We start from the raw sequence: 18,414 nt of genomic DNA on the forward strand, positions 1-18,414 counted from the left end.
GCACGATGCCGGCCGCCGAACTCAGCTCAACCTCCGCGGGAACCACCCTCGCTCCCCCCGCCGCCGGCGCGGTCGGCATCAAGAACGCGTAAAGGTTGCCAGGCTCCGGCAGTGAACTCCTGTGCGGCTCGATGGGAGTATCCATCGACGGCAGATGGCACAGCATCCGCGTGCAGACCGGGGTGACAGTGACACGACGCGGCTTCTCGGTCTCGGCATCGCGGGTCTCGGGTTGCCTGTCCGGTCTGAGCACCGACCAGCGGTGAGACGCACGCGACTGAGCCGCCGGCGAGGTGCGTCTCTCGACGTCACGAAGCGCGGGGGGCGCTCGCCCGGGCGGGATGTCCGGCCGCGCGCATGACACAGGGGGAGAGTCATGGTCGATCTGCCGCGTCAGAGCGACAGAGAGCCGCCGACGGGCGGGCACATGGTGGTGTGCGGGGACGACGGGCTCGCACACCGGCTGGCCGCCGAGCTGCGGGACATCTACCGCCAGCAGGTCGTTCTCATGGTTCCCGCCGACCAGGCAGCGGGGCAGGCGACCAGTCGGTCCGCCGCCCGGACCTCCGTACCGTCGAACGCGGCGGAGCCGAGGGCCGACGACACGAGCGGTGGCATCGTCGTACCCGTGGAGGAGATCGCGTCACCGGCGCCCACGGACGAGGCTCTGCTGCGGGCCGGCACTCACCGGGCCGCCGCCCTGGCTCTGCTGTACGAGGACGACGAGACGAACCTGCGCGCCGCGCTCGCCGCACGCAGGCTCAGCCCGGGGCTGCGCCTCGTGGTCCGCATGTACAACCGCAGGCTCGGACAACACCTCGAGGAACTCCTCGACCAAGCCGCCCTCATCGCCATGCCCGGCATCGACCGAGCGGCACTGGAGGCGTCCACGACCGTCCTCTCCGACGCCGACACCGCCGCGCCCGCGCTCGCCGCCACCGCCGTGACGGGGACCAGCAAGGTCGTCCAGGCCGACGGACTGCTCCTGCGCGCCGCCGAGCGGACCCCTCCAGGACGCGGCGACGTACCTGACCCGGGTCTGTGCACCTTGGCCCTGCTGTCGTCCACGACGACCGACCCCGCGGGATCGGAGGGCTCGGACACCAGCGGCCCGACGGGCCCGGAGCTGCTGCCGGACGAACGTACCGTCGAGAGCTCGGCCGGGCGCGGCACCATCGTCCTGGAGATGGTCCAGCGCTCCGGCCCGGCTCTGCCGGCGCGCCGTCGTGCCCGACGCGGTGCGCCGCTGAGCGAGGTCTTCCCGTCCCGCCTTCGCCTGGCTCTGGCCGGCATCGTCGTCTCCGTGCTCGCCCTGACCGTGGCGGCAACGGTCGCCACCGATGCCGGCCCCGTCCACGCCGCCTATCTGACCCTGCTCGACCTGTTCTCCATCAACGACCCCGCCCTCGACGAATCCACCACGCGCCAGGTGCTGCAACTCCTGTCCGGCCTCGTCGGACTCGCCCTGCTCCCGCTGCTCACAGCAGGAGCCATCGAAGCCCTCGGGACCTTTCGCGGCGCCGGTGCTCTACGACGACCGCCCCGGGGCCTGTCGGGGCACGTCGTTCTGCTCGGCCTCGGCAAGGTGGGGGCCCGCGTCCTGGCCAGGCTGCGGGAGCTCGACATCCCCGTCGTCTGCATCGAAGAGGATCCAGAGGCCCGCGGCATCCCGCTCGCCCGCGACCTCGGTGTCGCGGTCGTGCTCGGCGACGTGACGGAGGACGGCGTCCTGGAGACCGCCAAGGTCCACCGCGCGCACGCCCTGCTGGCTCTCACCAGCTCCGACACCACCAACCTGGAGGCCACCCTCTCCGCCCGCTCCGTCAAGCCGGACCTGAAAGTGGCCCTGCGGCTGTACGACGACGACTTCGCCACCGCCGTCTACCGGACCCTGCGCACCGCCCACCCCGACGCCCTCACCCGCAGCCGCAGTGTCACTCACCTCGCCGCCCCCGCGTTCGCCGGCGCCATGATGGGCCGCCAGATCCTCGGCGCCATCCCCGTCGAACGCAAGGTGCTCCTCTTCGCCGCACTCCTCGTGGCCGGGCATCCCCAGTTCGAAGGCCGTACCGTCGCCGAGGCGTTCCGGCCCGGCTCCTGGCGCGTCATCGCCCTCGACACCGCCGCCCCCTCCGCCCGTCGCCCCGACCTCGCCTCCACGCACCACGGCGGCGAACACTCCCAGCTCCTCTGGGACCTCCACCCCGGCTACGTCCTGCGCCCCCAGGACCGCGTCGTCATCGCCGCCACCCGCCGCGGCCTCGCCGAGCTGCTGTCCAGGCACGGCCGTCAGGCTTCCGCCAGGAATGCGTAAGGAACGTATAAGTTGTCGGGTGGTGTGCCGGGAAGCCTGGTCGGCGAGCAAGGGGACAGCTCTCTTCGCGGATCGAGGTCACTCACCATGGCGCTCATCGCCTTCGTCACGGCACTCCCGAGCGCTGAGCCGCTGATCCGCCCGCCGCATACGACGCTGCCCCCGTGCCGTCACCGACGTCGGCGCCACACTCCCCCCGGCACCACACCCGACCATAGGACAGTCATGCCTGCACGTGATCTCGCCGAGCCCTACCCACACGTCACGACCGACGACGACGCCATCGAAGCGGTCCGCCTGCTGGCCGAGCGGAACCTGCCGGCGTTGCTGGTCCTCGACAGCGACGGCACCCCGTACGCGGCGGTCCCCGGGTCGCAGCTCGTGCGTCAACTGGTGCCCGAGTACGTGATGGAGGACCCGCTGCTCGCCCCGGTCATCGACGAGCGGCACGCCGAGGCCATGGCCCAGGATCTGGCGGGCAAGACGGTCGCCGAGTGGCTGCCTCCGGGCGCCTTCAGAACCCCGTACGTCGGCCCTGACGCCGGGACGATGGAGATCGCCGCCGCCATGGCCCGTACCCACGTGCCGCTGGTCGCGGTCGTCGAGCGCGACCACGACCGGGGACGGCTTGTCGGCGTGGTCTCCGCAGCCGGGCTGATGCGGCATCTCCTCGCCTCGGGGGGCGACACGGGCGGCGGGGCGTGAACGACTGGCAGAGCTGGGCGGCCGTCGCCGTCTTCGCCGGCACGTACGTCCTGATCATCAGCGAATGGATCCACCGCGTCGCCGCGGCCCTGGGCGGCGCGGCCCTCATGCTCGCGATCGGAGCCACCGACGACACCGCCGCCTTCTTCTCCACCGAGACCGGCATCGACTGGAACGTCATCTTCCTGCTGCTCGGCATGATGGTGATCGTCGGCATACTGAAACGCACCGGCCTCTTCGAGTACCTCGCGGTCTGGTCGGTGAAGAGGACCAGAGCCCGTCCCTTCCGGGTGATGGCCATGCTGATCGTCATCACCGCCATCGCCTCGGCACTGCTGGACAACGTCACCACCGTGCTGCTCGTCGCCCCCGTCACGCTGCTCGTGTGCGACCGGCTACGACTGCCCGCCGCACCGTTCCTGATCGCCGAGGTGTTCGCGTCGAACATCGGCGGCACCGCCACCCTCGTCGGCGACCCGCCCAACATCATCATCGCCAGCCGGGCCGGACTCACCTTCAACGACTTCCTGATCCACCTGGCCCCGCTCTGCGCGGTCCTCATGGTCGTCCTGGTGGTGCTCTGCCGGGTGATGTTCGCCCGCACCTTCGTGTACGACGAGAAGCGCGCGGCCGAGCTGATGGAGCTGCGGGAGCGGGAGGCGATCCGGGATCCGCGGCTGCTCGCCCTGGGGCTGGGCGTCCTCGTCCTGGTCGTCGCCGGTTTCGTCCTGCATCCGGTCCTGCACTATGAACCCAGTGTGGTCGCCCTCCTGGGCGCCGGCCTGCTCGTCGCGATCTCGAAGGTGGAGACGGGCGAGGTGCTGGGCGAGGTGGAGTGGCCCACCCTGGCCTTCTTCGCGGGCCTCTTCGTGATGGTGGGCGCGCTCATCGAGACCGGGGTGATCGACGAGCTGGCGAGCGCACTCGCGGACGCCATCGGCGGCGCCGAACTGGGCGGGACCCTGCTGCTGCTGGGTGGCTCCGCCGTCCTCTCGGGAATCGTCGACAACATCCCGTACGTGGCGACCATGGCCCCTGTCACCGAGCAGGTGGTCACGGACCTGGGTGGCGACCCTGACCACGTCCTGTGGTGGGCCCTCGCCCTCGGCGCGGACCTCGGCGGAAACGCCACCGCGATCGGCGCCTCCGCCAACGTCGTCGTCCTCGGCATCGCCGAACGCAACCGCCGCCCCATCAGCTTCTGGCAGTTCACCCGGTACGGCCTGATCGTCACCGCCGTCACCGTCGCCTTGGCAGCCGCCTACCTGTGGCTGAGGTACTACGCCCTGGCCTGAGAGGGAGCGTCAGCTCGGGGTTGCCGGCTGTTTGCGGAGTTTTTTGCGGAGGGTGCGGGTTTCGGGGTGTTTGGGGCCGAAGGCCGCGTCGAGGATGGCGAAGCTGTCGTCGTACCAGAGTCGCGCCTGGTCGGGGCCGTCGGTGAGCAGGGCGACGTCGCCGAGGCGCTCGCAGATGATGCTCAGGGCCCGCTGCGTCGACAGGTCGCGGGGGTCGTCGCCGAGCAGCAGTCGGCGGATGGCCAGGGCCTCTTCGTAGTGGGTGCGGGCGGCGTCGAGTTCGTGTTGCCGGAGGGCCAGGTCGCCGAGGCGCTCGTACTGGACGCCCAGGTCACGGCGTGCTTGGGAGTCGTCGGGCAGCGTGGTCACCAGCTCCCGGCGGACGGCCAGTGCGCGTGCGTACCACTCGGCCGCTTCGTCGGGTTCCGCGCGGTCCAGCGCCAGTCGCCCGAGCCGCTCCAGGACCACCCCCAGCTCCCGGCGGTCACCCGGGTTGTGCGGATCGGCCTCGACCAGGCGCTCGGCGAGTGAGAGGGCCGTGACGTAGCGGTCGTGCGCCGTCTCCTGGGCTGCCGCTCCGGCGGTCTGCCGGGCGATCTCGCCGAGCTTGAACTCGCCGTACCTCCGATCCCGCAGCAACCGGATGTCGGCGGGGTTCTCCTCGTGCAGCCGTGTGGCGAGGGCCAGGCCCTCCGCGTACGCCTCCGCCGCCTGGTCGAGCCGGTGCTCGCCCAGCCAGAAGTCGCCGTACTTGTGGAACGCCACGCTCAGGTCCCGCCGCGTGGAGACGTCGGGGAACTGCTCGGCCAGGCGGATGCACTCCGCCAGCATGCGCTCGTAGTGCCGCCGCGCCTCCCGCGGCCTGCCCCTGCGGATCGCCTGGTCACCGGCCTGCTCGGCGGCGACGCAGCTGTCGACGATGCCCTGCCGAACCCGGACCGCGTCCCATCGCGTCATCGAACCCCCAAGGTGACCAGCTGACGGGACCACTATCCCCGGCGCCGGCACCACGCGAGACGTCGCGCATCCAACCTTCCGCCAGAGTTCACCCGGCGGTCGGCGGCCCGCTCTCAGGTTACGGGCGGGCGACCGGCACTCGACCGGCCTGCCCGCCCGAACCCGGCCCGGCTACTTCAGGGCGGCGAGGGCGGCCTCGTAGTCGGGCTCCTGGCTGATCTCACCCACGAGCTCCGAGTGGAGCACCTCGTTGTTCTCGTCCAGCACCACGACGGCGCGGGCGGTCAGGCCGGCGAGCGGGCCGTCCAGGATCTCCACGCCGTAGTTGGTGTGGAACTCCCGGCCGCGCAGGGTGGAGAGCGTCTTCACGTTCTCCAGGCCCTCGGCGCCGCAGAAGCGGGACTGCGCGAAGGGCAGGTCCGCGGAGATGCACAGCACCACGGTGTTCGCCAGGTCGGCGGCCTTCTCGTTGAACGTCCGGACAGAGGCGGCGCAGACGCCGGTGTCGACGCTCGGGAAGATGTTCAGCACCTTGCGCTGCCCGGCGAAGTGGTCCAGCGAACTGTCCGACAGCTCCTTGGCGACGAGCGTGAACGGCGGGGCGATGGAGCCCGGGGCGGGCAGCACGCCGTTGACCTGCACCGGGTTGCCCTGGAGCGCGATCTGAGCCATGAGGATTTCTCCCTGGGTAGTGAAACCGACAACGCGCCCGATCGTACGTTGCGTGGCGTCGTCGGTACGCGTGGTCAAGTGACCGCGCACCAGAGATGGCCCTGTTACCCGACCCCCGGGGGGCCCATCCCGCCCTTGAGGCGTTCGATGTCCGAGGCCCGGACCTGGATCACGAAGAGGGCGATGAAGAACGCCACGACGGAGAACGCCGCCGCCGTGATGAAGCCGGACGAGACCCCGGCCGTCAGGACCTCGTCCGCCCAGGGCGGGGGCAGTTGCCCGGTCTTGGCGAACTCGGCCTTCTCCAGCGGGTTTGCCTGGGAGAGGAAGGCGGGGACCTGGTCCCTCGCCTCGTTGCGGCTGGCCGTGCCGAAGACCGTCACCAGGATGGAGAGTCCGAGTGAACCGCCGACCTGCTGGGTGGCGTTGAGCAGTCCGGAGGCGGCGCCCGACTCCTGCTGCTCGACGTTGGACAGCGCCATGATGGTCAGCGAGACGAACATGAAGCCCATACCGAAGCCGAAGACCAGGATCGGACCGAGGACGCTGCCCGCGTAGGTGGAATGCACATCGGTCAGGGTCAGCCACGACAGACCGGCCGCCGAGAGCAGCGAGCCGATCACCATGAAGGGCTTCGGCCCGAACTTGGGCAGCAGCTGAGAAGTGATCCCGGCGCTCACCGCGATGATCGCGCTGACGGGCAGGAACGCGAGTCCGGTCCTCAACGGGCTGAAGTCCAGGACGGTCTGCACGAACAGCGTCAGGAAGAAGAACATCCCGAAGATCGCCGCGGCCAGGCAGAGCATGATCGCGTACGTGCCCGCCCGGTTGCGGTCGGCGAACATGTGCAGTGGAGTGATCGGCTGCCGGGAGCGCCGTTCCACCACCAGGAACACGGCGAGCAGCACGACCGCCGCGCCGAACGAGGCGAGCGTCCACGGGTCGCGCCAGCCCTCCTGCGCGGCGCGGATGAACCCGTACACCAGGGCCACCATGCCGAGCGTGGAGGTGAGCGCTCCGGTGAAGTCGAAGTGGCCGGGGTGACGTTCGGACTCCTTGATGTGCCGTGGGGTGAAGAAGGCGATGAGCAGCGCGATGGGCACGTTGACGAAGAAGATCCAGCGCCAGTCGAGCCATTCGACGAGCACTCCGCCGGCCACCAGACCGATCGCGCCGCCGCCCGCCGAGACGGCCGCGAAGACACCGAAGGCCCGGTTGCGTTCCGGGCCTTCGTCGAAGTTCGTGGTGATCAGGGACAGCGAGGTCGGGGAGGCTATCGCCCCGCCGACGCCCTGCAGGGCCCGTGCGGCGAGGAGTTGCCAGTCGTTCTGGGCCGCTCCGCAGAGCAGCGAGGCCAGTCCGAAGAGGAGCACGCCGAAGATGAAGACCCGGCGCCGCCCCAGGATGTCACCGGCTCGTCCACCGAGGAGCAGCAGGCCGCCGAAGGTCAGCGTGTACGCGTTGACGACCCACGACAGGCTCGTCGTGGAGAACTCCAGCGAACTCTGGATGTGCGGCAGCGCGATGTTGACGATCGTGATGTCGAGAACGACCATCAACTGGCACGAGGCGATGACGAACAGGGCGATGCCCTTGCCGTCACCACGCTTCGTCGGTATCGCGGTCTGTGCTGGGCTTGTCGGCTGCTTCGGTGTACTCATGGCGCATCGCGCCCTCGCTCGGTGAGGGAGCCGTGGGCCGGTCAGTCCACCTTTCGACATTAAGCCCCGGTCCGGCGAGTCTCCAGTTGATCAAGCGGGCCGCCGCTACTCCACCACCGCGAAGCCGTCCAGCTCCACCTGGGCCTGCTCGTCCCACAGCCGTACGACGCCGATCACGGCCATCGCCGGATAGTCGCGCCCGGCCAACCGCCGCCAGATCCTGCCCAGTTCGGGCGCGTGGCGCCGGTAGTCGGCGATGTCGGTGGCGTAGACGGTGACGCGGGCGAGGTCGGCGGAGGTGCCGCCGGCGTGGCGGAGGGCGGTGAGGAGGTTGGCGAGCGCGGTCTCGAACTGCTCGGGCAGGGTCTCCCCGACGACCTTGCCGTCGCGGTCGAGGCTGGTCTGTCCGGCGAGGAAGACCAGCCGGGTGCCGGTGGCGGTCACGGCGTGGGAGAAGCCGGTGGGCGGGGACAGCTCGGCGGGGTTGTGCCGGTGCAGGCTCATGCGGTGGCCTCCTTGAAGCGCGCCTGTGCCTCGGCCTTGTACAGCTCCTTCGCGATGATCGTGCGCTGGACCTCCGTGGCGCCCTCGTAGATGCGCGGGGCCCGCACCTCCCGGTACAGGTGTTCCAGGAGGTGGCCGCGTTGGAGGGCGCGGGCGCCGTGGAGCTGGACGGCCGCGTCGACGACGTACTGCGCGGTCTCCGTGGCGAGCAGCTTCGCCATCGCCGCGCGGCGGGGCACGTCGTCCGCTCCGGCGTCGTACGCCGCTGCCGCCGCGTACACGAGCAGGCGGGCGGCCTCGGTGCGGGTGGCCATCTCGGCGACCTGGTGGGCGACGGCCTGGAGGTCGCCGAGGACGCCGCCGAAGGCGGGGCGGGCGGCCGTGTGCGCGAGGGTGGCGTCGAGGGCGGCCTGGGCCATGCCGACGGCAAAGGCGCCGACGCTGGGGCGGAAGCGGTTGAGGGTGGTCATGGCGACCCGGAAGCCGCGGTCGGGCTCGCCGAGGACGTCCGCGGGGCCGACGGGGACCCCGTCGAAGACGAGGCTCCCGATGGCGTGCGGGGCGAGCATGTCGAGGGGGCTGCCGGAGAGGCCGGGCCGGTCGGCCGGAACGAGGAAGGCGGTGACGCCGCGGGCCCCGGCGCCCTGGGTCGTACGGGCGAAGACGGTGGCGAAGTCGGCTTCCGGGGCGTTGGAGATCCAGCGCTTCTCGCCGTGCAGGCGCCAGCCGCCCGCGCCGTCCGGCCGCGCCTCCAGGGCGAGGGCCGCCGCGTCGGAGCCGGCGTCGGGCTCGCTGAGCGCGAAGGCGGCGACGGCGCGGCCCGCGACGACCTCGGGGAGCCAGCGGGCGCGCTGCTCGGGGGTGCCGGAGGAGGCGACCGGGTGGGCGCCGAGGCCCTGGAGGGCGAGGGCGGTCTCGGCCTCCGTACAGGCGTGGGCGAGGGACTCGCGCAGCAGGCAGAGGTCGAGGGCGCCGGCGTCGAAGAGCCCGGCGAGCAGGCCGTGGTCGCCGAGGGCGGCGACGAGGGGGCGGTTGACGCGGCCGGGTTCGCCCTTCTCGGCGAGCGGCCGCAGCCGTTCGGCCGCCAGGGCGCGAAGCTCCGCGCAGCGTTTGGTCTGCTGTGGATCGAGTGAGAATACGGACATTCGGACCCCTGTCCCGTTCGCCGACGTCACTTCCAACCGAGTTCTATCGCGCACCGTTGACTGTCGTCACCATCACGATACGCTCGATGGGCGACCCCACCACGACAAGGGGACGAACCCATGGAGCTGACCCCCTCGGCCCACCACGACACCTTCGCGCGTGACCATCTGCCGCCCGCCGGCCAGTGGCCCCGACTGCTCTTCGACCTGCCGGAGCTCGACTACCCGGATCGGCTCAACTGCGGCGCGGAACTGCTCGACCGCACGGTGGAACGCTTCGGCGCGGAGCGCCCGGCGTTCCGTGACGGAAGCGGAAATGTCTGGACATACGGACAGCTGAGCGGGCGGGTGAACCGGATCGCCCACGTCCTCACCTCCGACCTCGGCGTCGTGCCCGGCAACCGGGTGCTCCTGCGCGGCCCCACCACCCCCTGGCTGGCCGCCTGCTGGCTCGCGGTCATGAAGGCGGGCGCCGTCGCGGTCACCGTCCTGGCCCAGCAGCGCGCCCAGGAGCTGGCGGTCATGTGCGAGATGGCCCGCTGCGACCACGCGCTGTGCGACGTCCGGACGGTGGACGACCTGGTCAAGGCCGAGGTGCCGGGGCTGCGGATCACGGCCTTCGGCGGGGACGCCCCGGACGACCTGCTCGCCCTCGCCGCCACCCGGCCGGACACGTACGAGGCGGTGGCGACCGCCGCCGACGACGTGGCCCTGATCGCCTTCACCTCGGGGACCACCGGCCGGCCCAAGGGGTGCATGCACTTCCACCGTGACGTGCTCGCCGTCGCCGACACCTTCTCGGCGCACATCCTGCGCCCGGAGCCGGACGACGTCTTCGCGGGCTCCCCTCCACTCGGTTTCACCTTCGGTCTCGGCGGGCTCGTCCTCTTCCCGCTGCGGGCCGGGGCCAGCGCGCTCCTGCTCGAACAGGCGGGCCCCAAGCAGCTGCTTACGGCGATCGCCGAGCACGAGGTGTCGGTGCTGTTCACCGCGCCGACGGCCTACCGGGTGATGCTGGAGGAGATCGACCGGCACGGCGGCCACGACGTCGCGGCGCTGCGCTCCCTGCGGCGGTGCGTGTCGGCGGGCGAGAACCTGCCGGCCGCGACCTGGGAGGCCTGGTACGAGCGCACCGGCCTGAAGCTCATCAACGGCATCGGCGCGACGGAGCTGCTTCACATCTTCATCTCCGCGGCGGACGGCGACATCCGCCCGGGGACGACCGGGCTGCCGGTGCCGGGCTGGCAGGCGCGGGTCGTGGACCGGGCGGGCGCGGAGGTCCCGGACGGCCAGGAGGGCCTGCTGGCGGTGCGCGGGCCGGTCGGCTGCCGGTATCTGGCCGATCCGCGCCAGAGCGAGTACGTCCACCAGGGCTGGAACGTCACGGGCGACACGTACGTCCGTGACGCCGACGGCTACTTCCGCTACGTCGCCCGCGCCGACGACATGATCATCTCGGCGGGCTTCAACATCGCCGGGCCCCAGGTGGAGGAGGCGCTCCTCGCCCACCCGGACGTGGTCGAGGCGGCGGTGGTGGGGCACGAGGACGCGCTGCGCGGCCAGATCGTGGTGGCGTACGCGGTGGTACGCGACGGGGTGCCGCGCAACGCGGAGACGGCGGGGGCGCTGCGGGCGTTCGTACGGGCCAGGCTCGTGCCGTACAAGAGTCCGCGGAAGATCGTGTTCCTGGACGCGCTGCCCAGGACGGCCACCGGGAAGCTCCAGCGATTCCGGCTGCGCGCGGGCCCCGAGGACACCCCCTAGAGTGATCACGTGGCCGAGCAGCACACCCCCCGTTCCCTGATCGTCTCGCTGTACGGCGCGTACGGCCGCGGCCTCGCGCCCGGCGAGGAGCCGTTGCCGGTGGCCGAGCTCATCCGCCTTCTGGCGGTGCTGGGCGTGGACGCGCCGTCGGTGCGCTCGTCGGTGTCCCGGCTGAAACGGCGGGGGCTGCTGCTGCCCCGGCGGACTGCGGACGGGGCGGCCGGGTACACCCTGTCGGACGACGCCCGACAGCTCCTCGAGGACGGCGACCGCCGGATCTACGCCCGTACGGAGCCCAAGCTCTCCGACGGCTGGGTCCTCGCCGTCTTCACCGTCCCCGAGGCCGAGCGCCACAAGCGGCACCTGCTGCGCTCACGCCTTGCCCGCCTCGGCTTCGGCACGGCGGCCCCGGGCGTCTGGATCGCCCCGGCGCGGCTGTACGAGGAGACGCGGCACACCCTGGAGCGCCTGGAGCTCTCCTCGTACGTGGACCTCTTCCGCGGCGAGCACCTGGGGTACGCGCCGACGGCGGAGGCGGTGGCCCGCTGGTGGGACCTGCCGTCGATCGCCAAGCTCCACGAGGAGTTCCTGGCCGCCCACGAGCCGGTCCTGCGGGCCTGGAGGGCCTCCCCCGGCTCGGCGGAGGACGCCTACCGCGACTACCTGTTCGCCCTGGACTCCTGGCGTCGCCTCCCCTACGCGGACCCGGTCCTCCCGCCCGAACTCCTCCCCCACGACTGGCCGGGCGCCCGCTCGGCGGCGGTCTTCGCGGAACTGCACGAACGGCTGCGGGACCTGGGGGCGGAGTTCGTGATGTCTATCCCAGCGTGAGCCGCGGCTTCGGGGCGTCCGTGCGGCCCGTCGGGGGTGTGCGGCTGCCCGCTCGGTACGGGGGCGGCCAGGGGGCTGCCGGGCCCTGGTAGTTCTGGTCGGCCGCCGCGTGCAGGGTCCAGTGGGGGTCGTAGAGGTGGGGGCGGGCGAGGGCGCAGAGGTCGGCGCGGCCGGCCAGGAGGAGGGAGTTGACGTCGTCCCAGGAGGAGATCGCGCCGACCGCGATCACGGGGACGCCGAGCGCGTTGCGGATCCGGTCGGCGTACGGGGTCTGGTAGGAGCGGCCGTACTCGGGGCGTTCGTCGGGGACGACCTGGCCGGTGGAGACGTCGAGGGCGTCCGCGCCGTGGGCCACGAAGGCGCGGGCGATCTCGATCGCGTCCTCGGGCGTCGTGCCGCCCTCTGACCAGTCGGTGGCGGAGATGCGAACCGTCATCGGCCGGTCCGCCGGCCACACCTCCCGTACGGCGTCGAAGACTTCGAGCGGGTAGCGCAGCCGGTTCTCCAGCGGTCCACCGTAGGCGTCGTCCCGGTGGTTGGTCAGCGGGGAGAGGAAGCCGGAGAGCAGATAGCCGTGGGCGCAGTGCAGTTCCAGGAGGTCGAAGTCGCATGCCGCGGCGCGCCGGGCCGCGGCGGTGAACTCCTCCCGTACGGCGGTCATTCCGGCGCGGTCGAGGGCGTGCGGGACCTGGTTGACACCGGGCCGGTACGGGAGTGGTGAGGCGGCCGTCAGCGGCCAGTTGCCTGCGGGGAGCGGCTGGTCGATGCCCTCCCACATGCGCCGGGTGGAGCCCTTGCGGCCGGAGTGGCCGAGCTGGACGCCGATCGCCGCGCCGGGGGCCTGCGCGTGCGCAAAAGCGGTGATCCGGCGCCAGGCCTCGGCCTGCTCGTCCGTCCAGAGGCCGGTGCAGGCGGGGGTGATGCGGCCCTCGGGGCTCACGCAGACCATCTCGGTCATGACGAGCCCGGCGCCGCCGAGCGCCCGCGCGCCGAGGTGGACGAGGTGGAAGTCGCCGGGGACGCCGTCCTCGGCGACGTACATGTCCATGGGCGAGACCACGACCCGGTTGCGCAGGGTGAGTCCGCGCAGCCGGAAGGGGGTGAACATCGGCGGGGTGCCGGGCGGGCAGCCGAAGTCCCGTTCCACGGAGTCGGTGAACCGTGGGTCGCGCAGGCGCAGGTTGTCGTGGGTGACGCGGCGGCTGCGGGTGAGAAGGTTGAAGGCGAACTGCCGTGGCGGCTGGTCCAGATAGCCGCCGATCTCCTCGAACCAGCGCAGGCTGGCCGCTGCCGCGCGCTGGGTGGACTCGACGACGGGCCTGCGCTCGGTCTCGTACGCGGTCAACGCCTCGGGGATCGTGGGCTGTTCCTCGACGCAGGCGGCGAGCGCGAGGGCGTCCTCGACGGCGAGCTTGGTGCCGGAGCCGATGGAGAAGTGGGCGGTGTGGGCGGCGTCGCCGAGGAGGACGGTGGCGCCGTGGGACCAGCGTTCGTTGACGACCGTACGGAACGCGGTCCAGGAGGAGTTGTTGGAGCGCAGGGCCCGGCCGCCGAGCACGTCGGCGAAGAGCTTGGCGCAGCGGGCGGTGGACTCCGCCTCGTCCATCTCGTCGAAGCCGGCGGCCCGCCAGACCTCCTCGCGCATCTCGATGATCACGGTGGAGGAGTCGGCGCAGAAGGGGTAGCCGTGGAGCTGCATGACGCCGTACTCGGTCTCGGCGATCTCGAAGCGGAAGGCGTCGAGGGCGAAGTCGGCGGCGAGCCAGATGTAGCGGCAGCGGTGGGTGGTGATCCGGGGGCGGAAGACGTCCGCGTGGGCCTCGCGGGTCGTGCTGTGGATGCCGTCGGCGGCGATGACGAGGTCGTGGTCGGCGGCCAGTTCGGCGGCGGGCGGGGCTTCGGTACGGAAGCGGAGCCGTACGCCGAGTTCGGTGCAGCGCGCGTGCAGGATCTCCAGGAGCCGGCGGCGGCCGAGTGCGGCGAAGCCGTGGCCGGTGGAGGTGAGGAGGTGGCCGCGGTGGCCGATGTGGATGTCGTCCCACCGTACGAACTCGTCCTGGAGCGCCCGGTACACGGCGGGGTCGGCGTGCTCGATGCCGCCGAGGGTCTCGTCGGAGAGGACGACGCCGAAGCCGAAGGTGTCGTCGGGGGCGTTGCGCTCCCAGACAGTGACCTCGCGGGCGGGGTCGAGCCGCTTGAGCAGGGCGGCGGCGTAGAGCCCGCCGGGTCCGCCGCCGACGACGGCGATACGGAGGGGGGCGGGGGGCACGGTCACCGCCCCCGCCACTTCGGGGGCCGCTTCTCGGTGAAGGCGGCGTGGAACTCGGCGTAGTCCTCGCCGTTCATGAGGAGCGCCTGGGTGGCGGCGTCCAGTTCGACGGAGGCCGCCAGCGGCATGTCCAGTTCGGCGGTGAGCAGGGCCTTGGTCTGGGCATGGGCGAGAGCGGGTCCGTCGGCGAGGCGGCGGGCCAGTTCGGCGGCGCGGGCGGTGGCGCCGCCCTCCTCGGTGAGTTCGCTGAGCAGCCCGATGCGTTCGGCCTCGGCGGCGCGGACCGGTTCGCCGAGCATGAGGATCCGGGTCGCGTGGCCGAGGCCGACGACCCGGGGCAGCAGATAGGCCGCGCCCATGTCGCCGCCGGAGAGCCCGACCCGGGTGAAGAGGAAGGCGAAGCGCGCGCTCGGATCGGCGATCCGGAAGTCGGCGGCGAGAGCGAGGACCGCTCCCGCGCCTGCCGCGACACCGTGGACGGCGGCGATCACGGGGAAGGGGCACTCGCGGATCGCGCGGACGACCTGTCCGGTCATCCGGTTGAAGTCGAGCAGCTGGGCCGTGTCCATGGAGAGCGTCGCGCCGATGATCTCGTCCACGTCGCCGCCGGAGCAGAAGCCGCGTCCCTCGCCGCCGAGGACGAGGGCCCGGACGGCCCGCTCGCGGGAGAGCTCGGCGAGCAGGTCGCGCAGATCGGCGTAGGCGCCGAAGGTGAGCGCGTTGAGTTTCGCGGGGCGGTCGAGGGTGACGGTGGCGACGCCGTCGTCGACGGTCAGACGCAGATGCCGCCAGCGCTCGGTACGGGGTGCGGAGCCGGTAAAGGGGCTCATGAGGGACGCCCTCCCTTCCTCCTCCCCGGAGCGTATCACCGCATTGTGACTGTCGTCATGAGTACGCGATATGGGGTGGGGGCTATTCGGCGGCGGGCGTCGGGGTGGGTGCCAGGGTGGCGACCAGGACCGCCTTGATCGTGTGCATGCGGTTCTCGGCCTCGTCGAAGACGACCGAGTGCTCCGACTCGAAGACCTCGTCGGAGACCTCCAGCTCGGTCAGGCCGTGCCGGGCGTGGATGTCCCGGCCGACGGCCGTGCCGAGGTCGTGGAAGGCCGGCAGGCAGTGCAGGAACTTCACGTCCGGGTTGCCGGTGGCGCGCAGGACGTCCATGGTCACGGCGTACGGCGCGAGGTCGGCGATCCGCTCGTCCCAGACCTCCTTCGGCTCCCCCATGGAGACCCAGACGTCGGTGGCGACGAAGTCCGCGCCCCGGACACCCTCGGTGACGTCCTCGGTGAGGGTGATCGTCGCGCCGCTCGTCTCCGCGAGCGCGCGCGCCGAGGCGACGATCGCCTCGTTCGGCCAGTACGCCTTGGGGGCCACGATCCGGACGTCCATGCCGAGCAGGGCACCGGTGACCAGATAGGAGTTGCCCATGTTGAAGCGGGCGTCGCCGAGGTAGGCGAAGACGATGCCGTCGAGCGGCTTGTCGGTGTGCTCGGTCATGGTGAGGACGTCGGCGAGCATCTGGGTGGGGTGCCAGTCGTCCGTCAGTCCGTTGAACACGGGGACGCCGGCGTGGGCGGCGAGCTCCTCGACGTTCGCCTGACTGTCGCCGCGGTACTCGATGCCGTCGAACATCCGGCCCAGTACGCGGGCGGTGTCCTTGACGGACTCCTTGTGGCCGATCTGCGAGCCGGAGGGGTCCAGGTACGTGGTGGTGGCGCCCTGGTCCGCGGCGGCGACCTCGAAGGCGCAGCGGGTCCGGGTCGAGGTCTTCTCGAAGATCAGGGCGATGTTCTTGCCGCGCAGCAGCTGGACCTCGGCACCCGCCTTCTTCGCCGCCTTCAGTTCGGCGGCCAGCGCGATCAGACCGCGGAACTCCTCGGCGGTGAAGTCCAGCTCCTTGAGGAAGTGGCGGCCGATGAGGTCGGTGGCCATGGGGTGCTCCTGGGTACGGTCGGGGACGGCGAACGAGACGGACGACTGGAAGTCTATACGTACATCAGTATGGCTATACAGTCAGGTCGCCTTCTTGTTCGCAGCCCGTGCTCACACGGCGTCCCGCTCCACCGGGCAGCTCATACAGCGCGGGCCGCCCCTCCCTCGGCCCAGTTCGCTGCCCGGGATCTCGATCACCTCGATGCCCTGCTTGCGCAGATGCGTGTTGGTCGTCACGTTCCGCTCGTACGCCACGACCACGCCCGGCTCGACCGCGAGGACGTTGCAGCCGTCGTCCCACTGCTCGCGCTCCGCCGAGTGGACGTCCTGCGTCGCCGTCAGGACGCGGACGTCCTGGAGGCCGAGGGCGGCGGCGATCGCGCTGTGCATCTGCTCGGGCGGGTGGTCGATGACCCGCAGCGACTGGCCTTCGTCGCCCGGCTCGATCGTGTACGAGCGGAGCATGCCGAGGCCCTCGTACTGGATGAAGGTGTCCTGGTCGACCATCGTCATCACCGTGTCGAGGTGCATGAACGCGCGTCGCTTCGGCATGTCGAGGGCGATGATCGTCCGGGCGGAGCCGGCCTCGAACATGCCGCGCGCCAGCATCTCCACGGCCTGCGGGGTGGTCCGCTCGCTCATCCCGATGAGCACGGCGCCGTTGCCGATGACGAGGACGTCGCCGCCCTCGATCGTCGACGGGTAGTCGGACTGCCCTTCCGACCAGTGGTGGAAGCTGCCCGCCTCGGGGCCGGTGAAGAGGGGATGGTGCTTGTAGATCGCCTCGAAGTGGACCGTCTCGCGCTGCCGGGCGGGCCAGCGCATCGCGTTGATGGAGACGCCGTCGTAGATCCAGGAGGAGGTGTCCCGGGTGAAGATGTGGTTCGGCAGCGGCCTGAGGACGAAGTCGTCCAGGTCCATGACGTGGAACCGGACGGAGGTCGGCTCGCGGTGCGCGGCCAGGAACTCCCGTTTCGTCGCCCCGCCGACCAGCGCCTCGGCGAGGTCGGCGGCGTCGAGGGAGTCGAAGGCCGCGCGAAGGTGGTCGGCGGCCAGCGGGCCGTACTCCTTCTCGTCGAAGACGCGGTCGAGGACGACTTTGCGGGCGGCGGGCAGTTCGAGGGACTCGCGCAGGAGATCCCCGAAGAGGTGGACCTCGACGCCCCGGTCGCGCAGGACGTCGGCGAACCCGTCGTGCTCCTGCCGGGCGCGGCGCACCCAGAGCACGTCGTCGAAGAGGAGAGCGTCCTTGTTGGACGGTGTCAGCCGCTTCAGCTCCAGATCGGGCCGGTGCAGTATGACGCGGCGGAGCCGCCCGGTCTCGGAATCGACATGGAATCCCATGCGCCCATCCTGACGGAGCCGGGCGGCTCGCGCGTGGTTCTCACGTCACGGATATGGCGACGATGACGGCGAGGAGGGTGACCATCAGGGCGAGGAGGGTCAGGGCGACGAGCTGACCGTCGCCGCCGGAGGGTTCTGGTGGGGGTGGGGGTGGGGGCGCGGCTGGTTCCCGTTGGGGCGGGGCTGGTGCGGGCGCGGGCGGGGCGGGCGGGGCGGTCGGTCGCGGTGGCTGCGTGCCCGCGTAGGCAGCCTGGAGGAGACCCCGCCAGACCTCCTCGGGGAGCCCGGGCCGCTCGTCGTCCACGATCTGGCGAAACGCGGACCGGGCGGCCGGGAGGGGGCTCGAGTGGAGCCGGGACAGCAGCGCGACGAGCACGCCGGCCGCCGGACGGTCGCCCTCGTCGAGGAGGGGACGCACGGCCCAGCGGTGGAGGGCGGCGGCGTTGGCCGCACGCTCGGCCTCGGTGGGTTCGGCAGGGTGGGGCGCGCGGGGGGCCGTCACGAAGAGCTCGTGGTCGATGACGAGGTCGCGGAACTCACGGCGCAGGGGCCGGGACCAGGTGGGCAGGCGGCGGGCGACCTCGCGCATGAGGAGCGTGAGGACCGGGTACGGCCGGGGGGCGCGGAGGGCGGCGAGCAGTTCGCCGTCGCCACCGGCCCGGATGCGGGCCTCTGCGTCCTCCGTACCGGCGGCCAGCCACTGTACGAGCCCGGTCTCGACGGGTCTCCCCCGCCGCCACGACCTGACCGCCCGCCACCAGGCCCTCCCGCCCTCGGGCCCCCGCCACACGGGCGCCACGACGGGCACGCCGCCGGACCCGGAGCCCACCGGGGCCTCTTGGGGTGCGGGACGCGGGGATTCAGGGACCTCCCGGCCGGTGGCCGACCCGTCGCGGTACATGCCGACGGCCTCCCGGCCCTCGCGGGGAGCCCCGAGCGCCGGATCTTCGCGGGGCATGCGGGACGCGTGGAGGTCGGGACCGTCGCGGTACAGGCCGTCCCGGCCCCCGTGGGCCCC

14 protein-coding genes and 1 pseudogene are annotated in these 18,414 nt (G+C 71.8%); 5 read left to right on the forward strand and 10 right to left on the reverse strand.

What is annotated here, in order from left to right:
• The first annotated feature begins 427 nt into the window (after positions 1–427).
• From ACZ4VI_RS32975 to ACZ4VI_RS32985, 3 genes are all read left to right on the forward strand, one after another.
• Positions 428–2,314 (forward strand): potassium channel family protein, encoded by a 1,887-nt coding sequence (locus ACZ4VI_RS32975; protein ID WP_468005400.1) that lies wholly within the window; start codon positions 428–430, stop codon positions 2,312–2,314.
• A gap of 225 nt (positions 2,315–2,539) precedes the next feature.
• Positions 2,540–3,019 (forward strand): CBS domain-containing protein, encoded by a 480-nt coding sequence (locus ACZ4VI_RS32980; protein WP_468005323.1) that lies wholly within the window; start codon positions 2,540–2,542, stop codon positions 3,017–3,019.
• Positions 3,016–4,314 carry an ArsB/NhaD family transporter gene (locus ACZ4VI_RS32985; RefSeq protein WP_468005325.1) on the forward strand — a complete coding sequence of 433 codons (1,299 nt, stop codon included), beginning with the start codon at positions 3,016–3,018 and terminating at the stop codon, positions 4,312–4,314. Before ACZ4VI_RS32980 ends, ACZ4VI_RS32985 begins: the two co-directional genes overlap by 4 nt.
• A gap of 9 nt (positions 4,315–4,323) precedes the next feature.
• Here ACZ4VI_RS32985 and ACZ4VI_RS32990 read toward each other — a convergent pair whose 3' ends face one another.
• The 5 genes from ACZ4VI_RS32990 to ACZ4VI_RS33010 form a co-directional block, all read right to left on the reverse strand.
• Positions 4,324–5,271 (reverse strand): tetratricopeptide repeat protein, encoded by a 948-nt coding sequence (locus ACZ4VI_RS32990; protein ID WP_468005327.1) that lies wholly within the window; start codon positions 5,269–5,271, stop codon positions 4,324–4,326.
• 171 nt (positions 5,272–5,442) lie between these two features.
• Positions 5,443–5,943 carry a thiol peroxidase gene (gene tpx / locus ACZ4VI_RS32995; RefSeq protein WP_468005328.1) on the reverse strand — a complete coding sequence of 167 codons (501 nt, stop codon included), beginning with the start codon at positions 5,941–5,943 and terminating at the stop codon, positions 5,443–5,445.
• Positions 5,944–6,047: 104 nt separating this feature from the next.
• Positions 6,048–7,604 carry an MFS transporter gene (locus tag ACZ4VI_RS33000; protein WP_468005329.1) on the reverse strand — a complete coding sequence of 519 codons (1,557 nt, stop codon included), beginning with the start codon at positions 7,602–7,604 and terminating at the stop codon, positions 6,048–6,050.
• A gap of 105 nt (positions 7,605–7,709) precedes the next feature.
• Complete coding sequence (locus ACZ4VI_RS33005; protein ID WP_468005331.1) at positions 7,710–8,108, reverse strand: RidA family protein; 399 nt, start codon at positions 8,106–8,108, stop codon at positions 7,710–7,712.
• Complete coding sequence (locus ACZ4VI_RS33010) at positions 8,105–9,253, reverse strand: acyl-CoA dehydrogenase family protein (RefSeq protein ID WP_468005333.1); 1,149 nt, start codon at positions 9,251–9,253, stop codon at positions 8,105–8,107. The genes ACZ4VI_RS33005 and ACZ4VI_RS33010 overlap by 4 nt, the downstream gene beginning before the upstream one ends.
• Positions 9,254–9,373: 120 nt before the next feature.
• Here ACZ4VI_RS33010 and ACZ4VI_RS33015 point away from each other — a divergent pair, with 120 nt between their 5' ends.
• The gene (locus tag ACZ4VI_RS33015; RefSeq protein WP_468005335.1) at positions 9,374–11,017 is read left to right on the forward strand and encodes an AMP-binding protein; all 1,644 of its coding nucleotides are present in this window, start codon (positions 9,374–9,376) and stop codon (positions 11,015–11,017) included.
• A 9-nt stretch (positions 11,018–11,026) separates the two neighbouring features.
• Positions 11,027–11,848, forward strand: coding sequence for a PaaX family transcriptional regulator (locus ACZ4VI_RS33020; RefSeq protein ID WP_468005337.1), 822 nt, complete (start codon positions 11,027–11,029; stop codon positions 11,846–11,848).
• Here the strand turns inward: ACZ4VI_RS33020 and ACZ4VI_RS33025 are convergent.
• The 5 genes and pseudogenes from ACZ4VI_RS33025 to ACZ4VI_RS33045 all read right to left on the reverse strand — a co-directional run.
• Positions 11,835–14,123: a bifunctional salicylyl-CoA 5-hydroxylase/oxidoreductase gene (locus ACZ4VI_RS33025; protein ID WP_468005339.1), complete on the reverse strand. Its 2,289-nt coding sequence runs from the start codon at positions 14,121–14,123 to the stop codon at positions 11,835–11,837. The two genes, ACZ4VI_RS33020 and ACZ4VI_RS33025, sit on opposite strands and share 14 nt — an antisense overlap.
• A complete protein-coding gene (locus ACZ4VI_RS33030; RefSeq protein WP_468005341.1) occupies positions 14,120–14,947 on the reverse strand; it encodes an enoyl-CoA hydratase family protein in 828 nt (275 codons plus the stop codon). Before ACZ4VI_RS33030 ends, ACZ4VI_RS33025 begins: the two co-directional genes overlap by 4 nt.
• A gap of 82 nt (positions 14,948–15,029) precedes the next feature.
• On the reverse strand, positions 15,030–16,052 hold the full coding sequence (gene argF / locus ACZ4VI_RS33035; RefSeq protein WP_468005342.1) for an ornithine carbamoyltransferase: 1,023 nt from the start codon (positions 16,050–16,052) through the stop codon (positions 15,030–15,032).
• A 111-nt stretch (positions 16,053–16,163) separates the two neighbouring features.
• Positions 16,164–17,396 (reverse strand): arginine deiminase, encoded by a 1,233-nt coding sequence (locus ACZ4VI_RS33040; protein ID WP_468005344.1) that lies wholly within the window; start codon positions 17,394–17,396, stop codon positions 16,164–16,166.
• Positions 17,397–17,436: 40 nt separating this feature from the next.
• Positions 17,437–18,414, reverse strand: a pseudogene (locus ACZ4VI_RS33045) (hypothetical protein); the annotation flags it as partial.

This window comes from Streptomyces sp. NPDC029169 (assembly GCF_055563935.1).

What these genes read in the sequence shown, in the direction of transcription:
- ACZ4VI_RS32975 (WP_468005400.1), top strand. Translation starts at nt 428, where the DNA reads ATGGTGGTGTGCGGGGACGACGGGCTCGCACACCGGCTGGCCGCCGAG.
- ACZ4VI_RS32980 (WP_468005323.1), top strand. Translation starts at nt 2,540, where the DNA reads ATGCCTGCACGTGATCTCGCCGAGCCCTACCCACACGTCACGACCGAC.
- ACZ4VI_RS32990 (WP_468005327.1), bottom strand. Translation starts at nt 5,271, where the DNA reads ATGACGCGATGGGACGCGGTCCGGGTTCGGCAGGGCATCGTCGACAGC.
- tpx (WP_468005328.1), bottom strand. Translation starts at nt 5,943, where the DNA reads ATGGCTCAGATCGCGCTCCAGGGCAACCCGGTGCAGGTCAACGGCGTG.
- ACZ4VI_RS33000 (WP_468005329.1), bottom strand. Translation starts at nt 7,604, where the DNA reads ATGAGTACACCGAAGCAGCCGACAAGCCCAGCACAGACCGCGATACCG.
- ACZ4VI_RS33005 (WP_468005331.1), bottom strand. Translation starts at nt 8,108, where the DNA reads ATGAGCCTGCACCGGCACAACCCCGCCGAGCTGTCCCCGCCCACCGGC.
- ACZ4VI_RS33010 (WP_468005333.1), bottom strand. Translation starts at nt 9,253, where the DNA reads ATGTCCGTATTCTCACTCGATCCACAGCAGACCAAACGCTGCGCGGAG.
- ACZ4VI_RS33015 (WP_468005335.1), top strand. Translation starts at nt 9,374, where the DNA reads ATGGAGCTGACCCCCTCGGCCCACCACGACACCTTCGCGCGTGACCAT.
- ACZ4VI_RS33030 (WP_468005341.1), bottom strand. Translation starts at nt 14,947, where the DNA reads ATGAGCCCCTTTACCGGCTCCGCACCCCGTACCGAGCGCTGGCGGCAT.
- argF (WP_468005342.1), bottom strand. Translation starts at nt 16,052, where the DNA reads ATGGCCACCGACCTCATCGGCCGCCACTTCCTCAAGGAGCTGGACTTC.
- ACZ4VI_RS33040 (WP_468005344.1), bottom strand. Translation starts at nt 17,396, where the DNA reads ATGGGATTCCATGTCGATTCCGAGACCGGGCGGCTCCGCCGCGTCATA.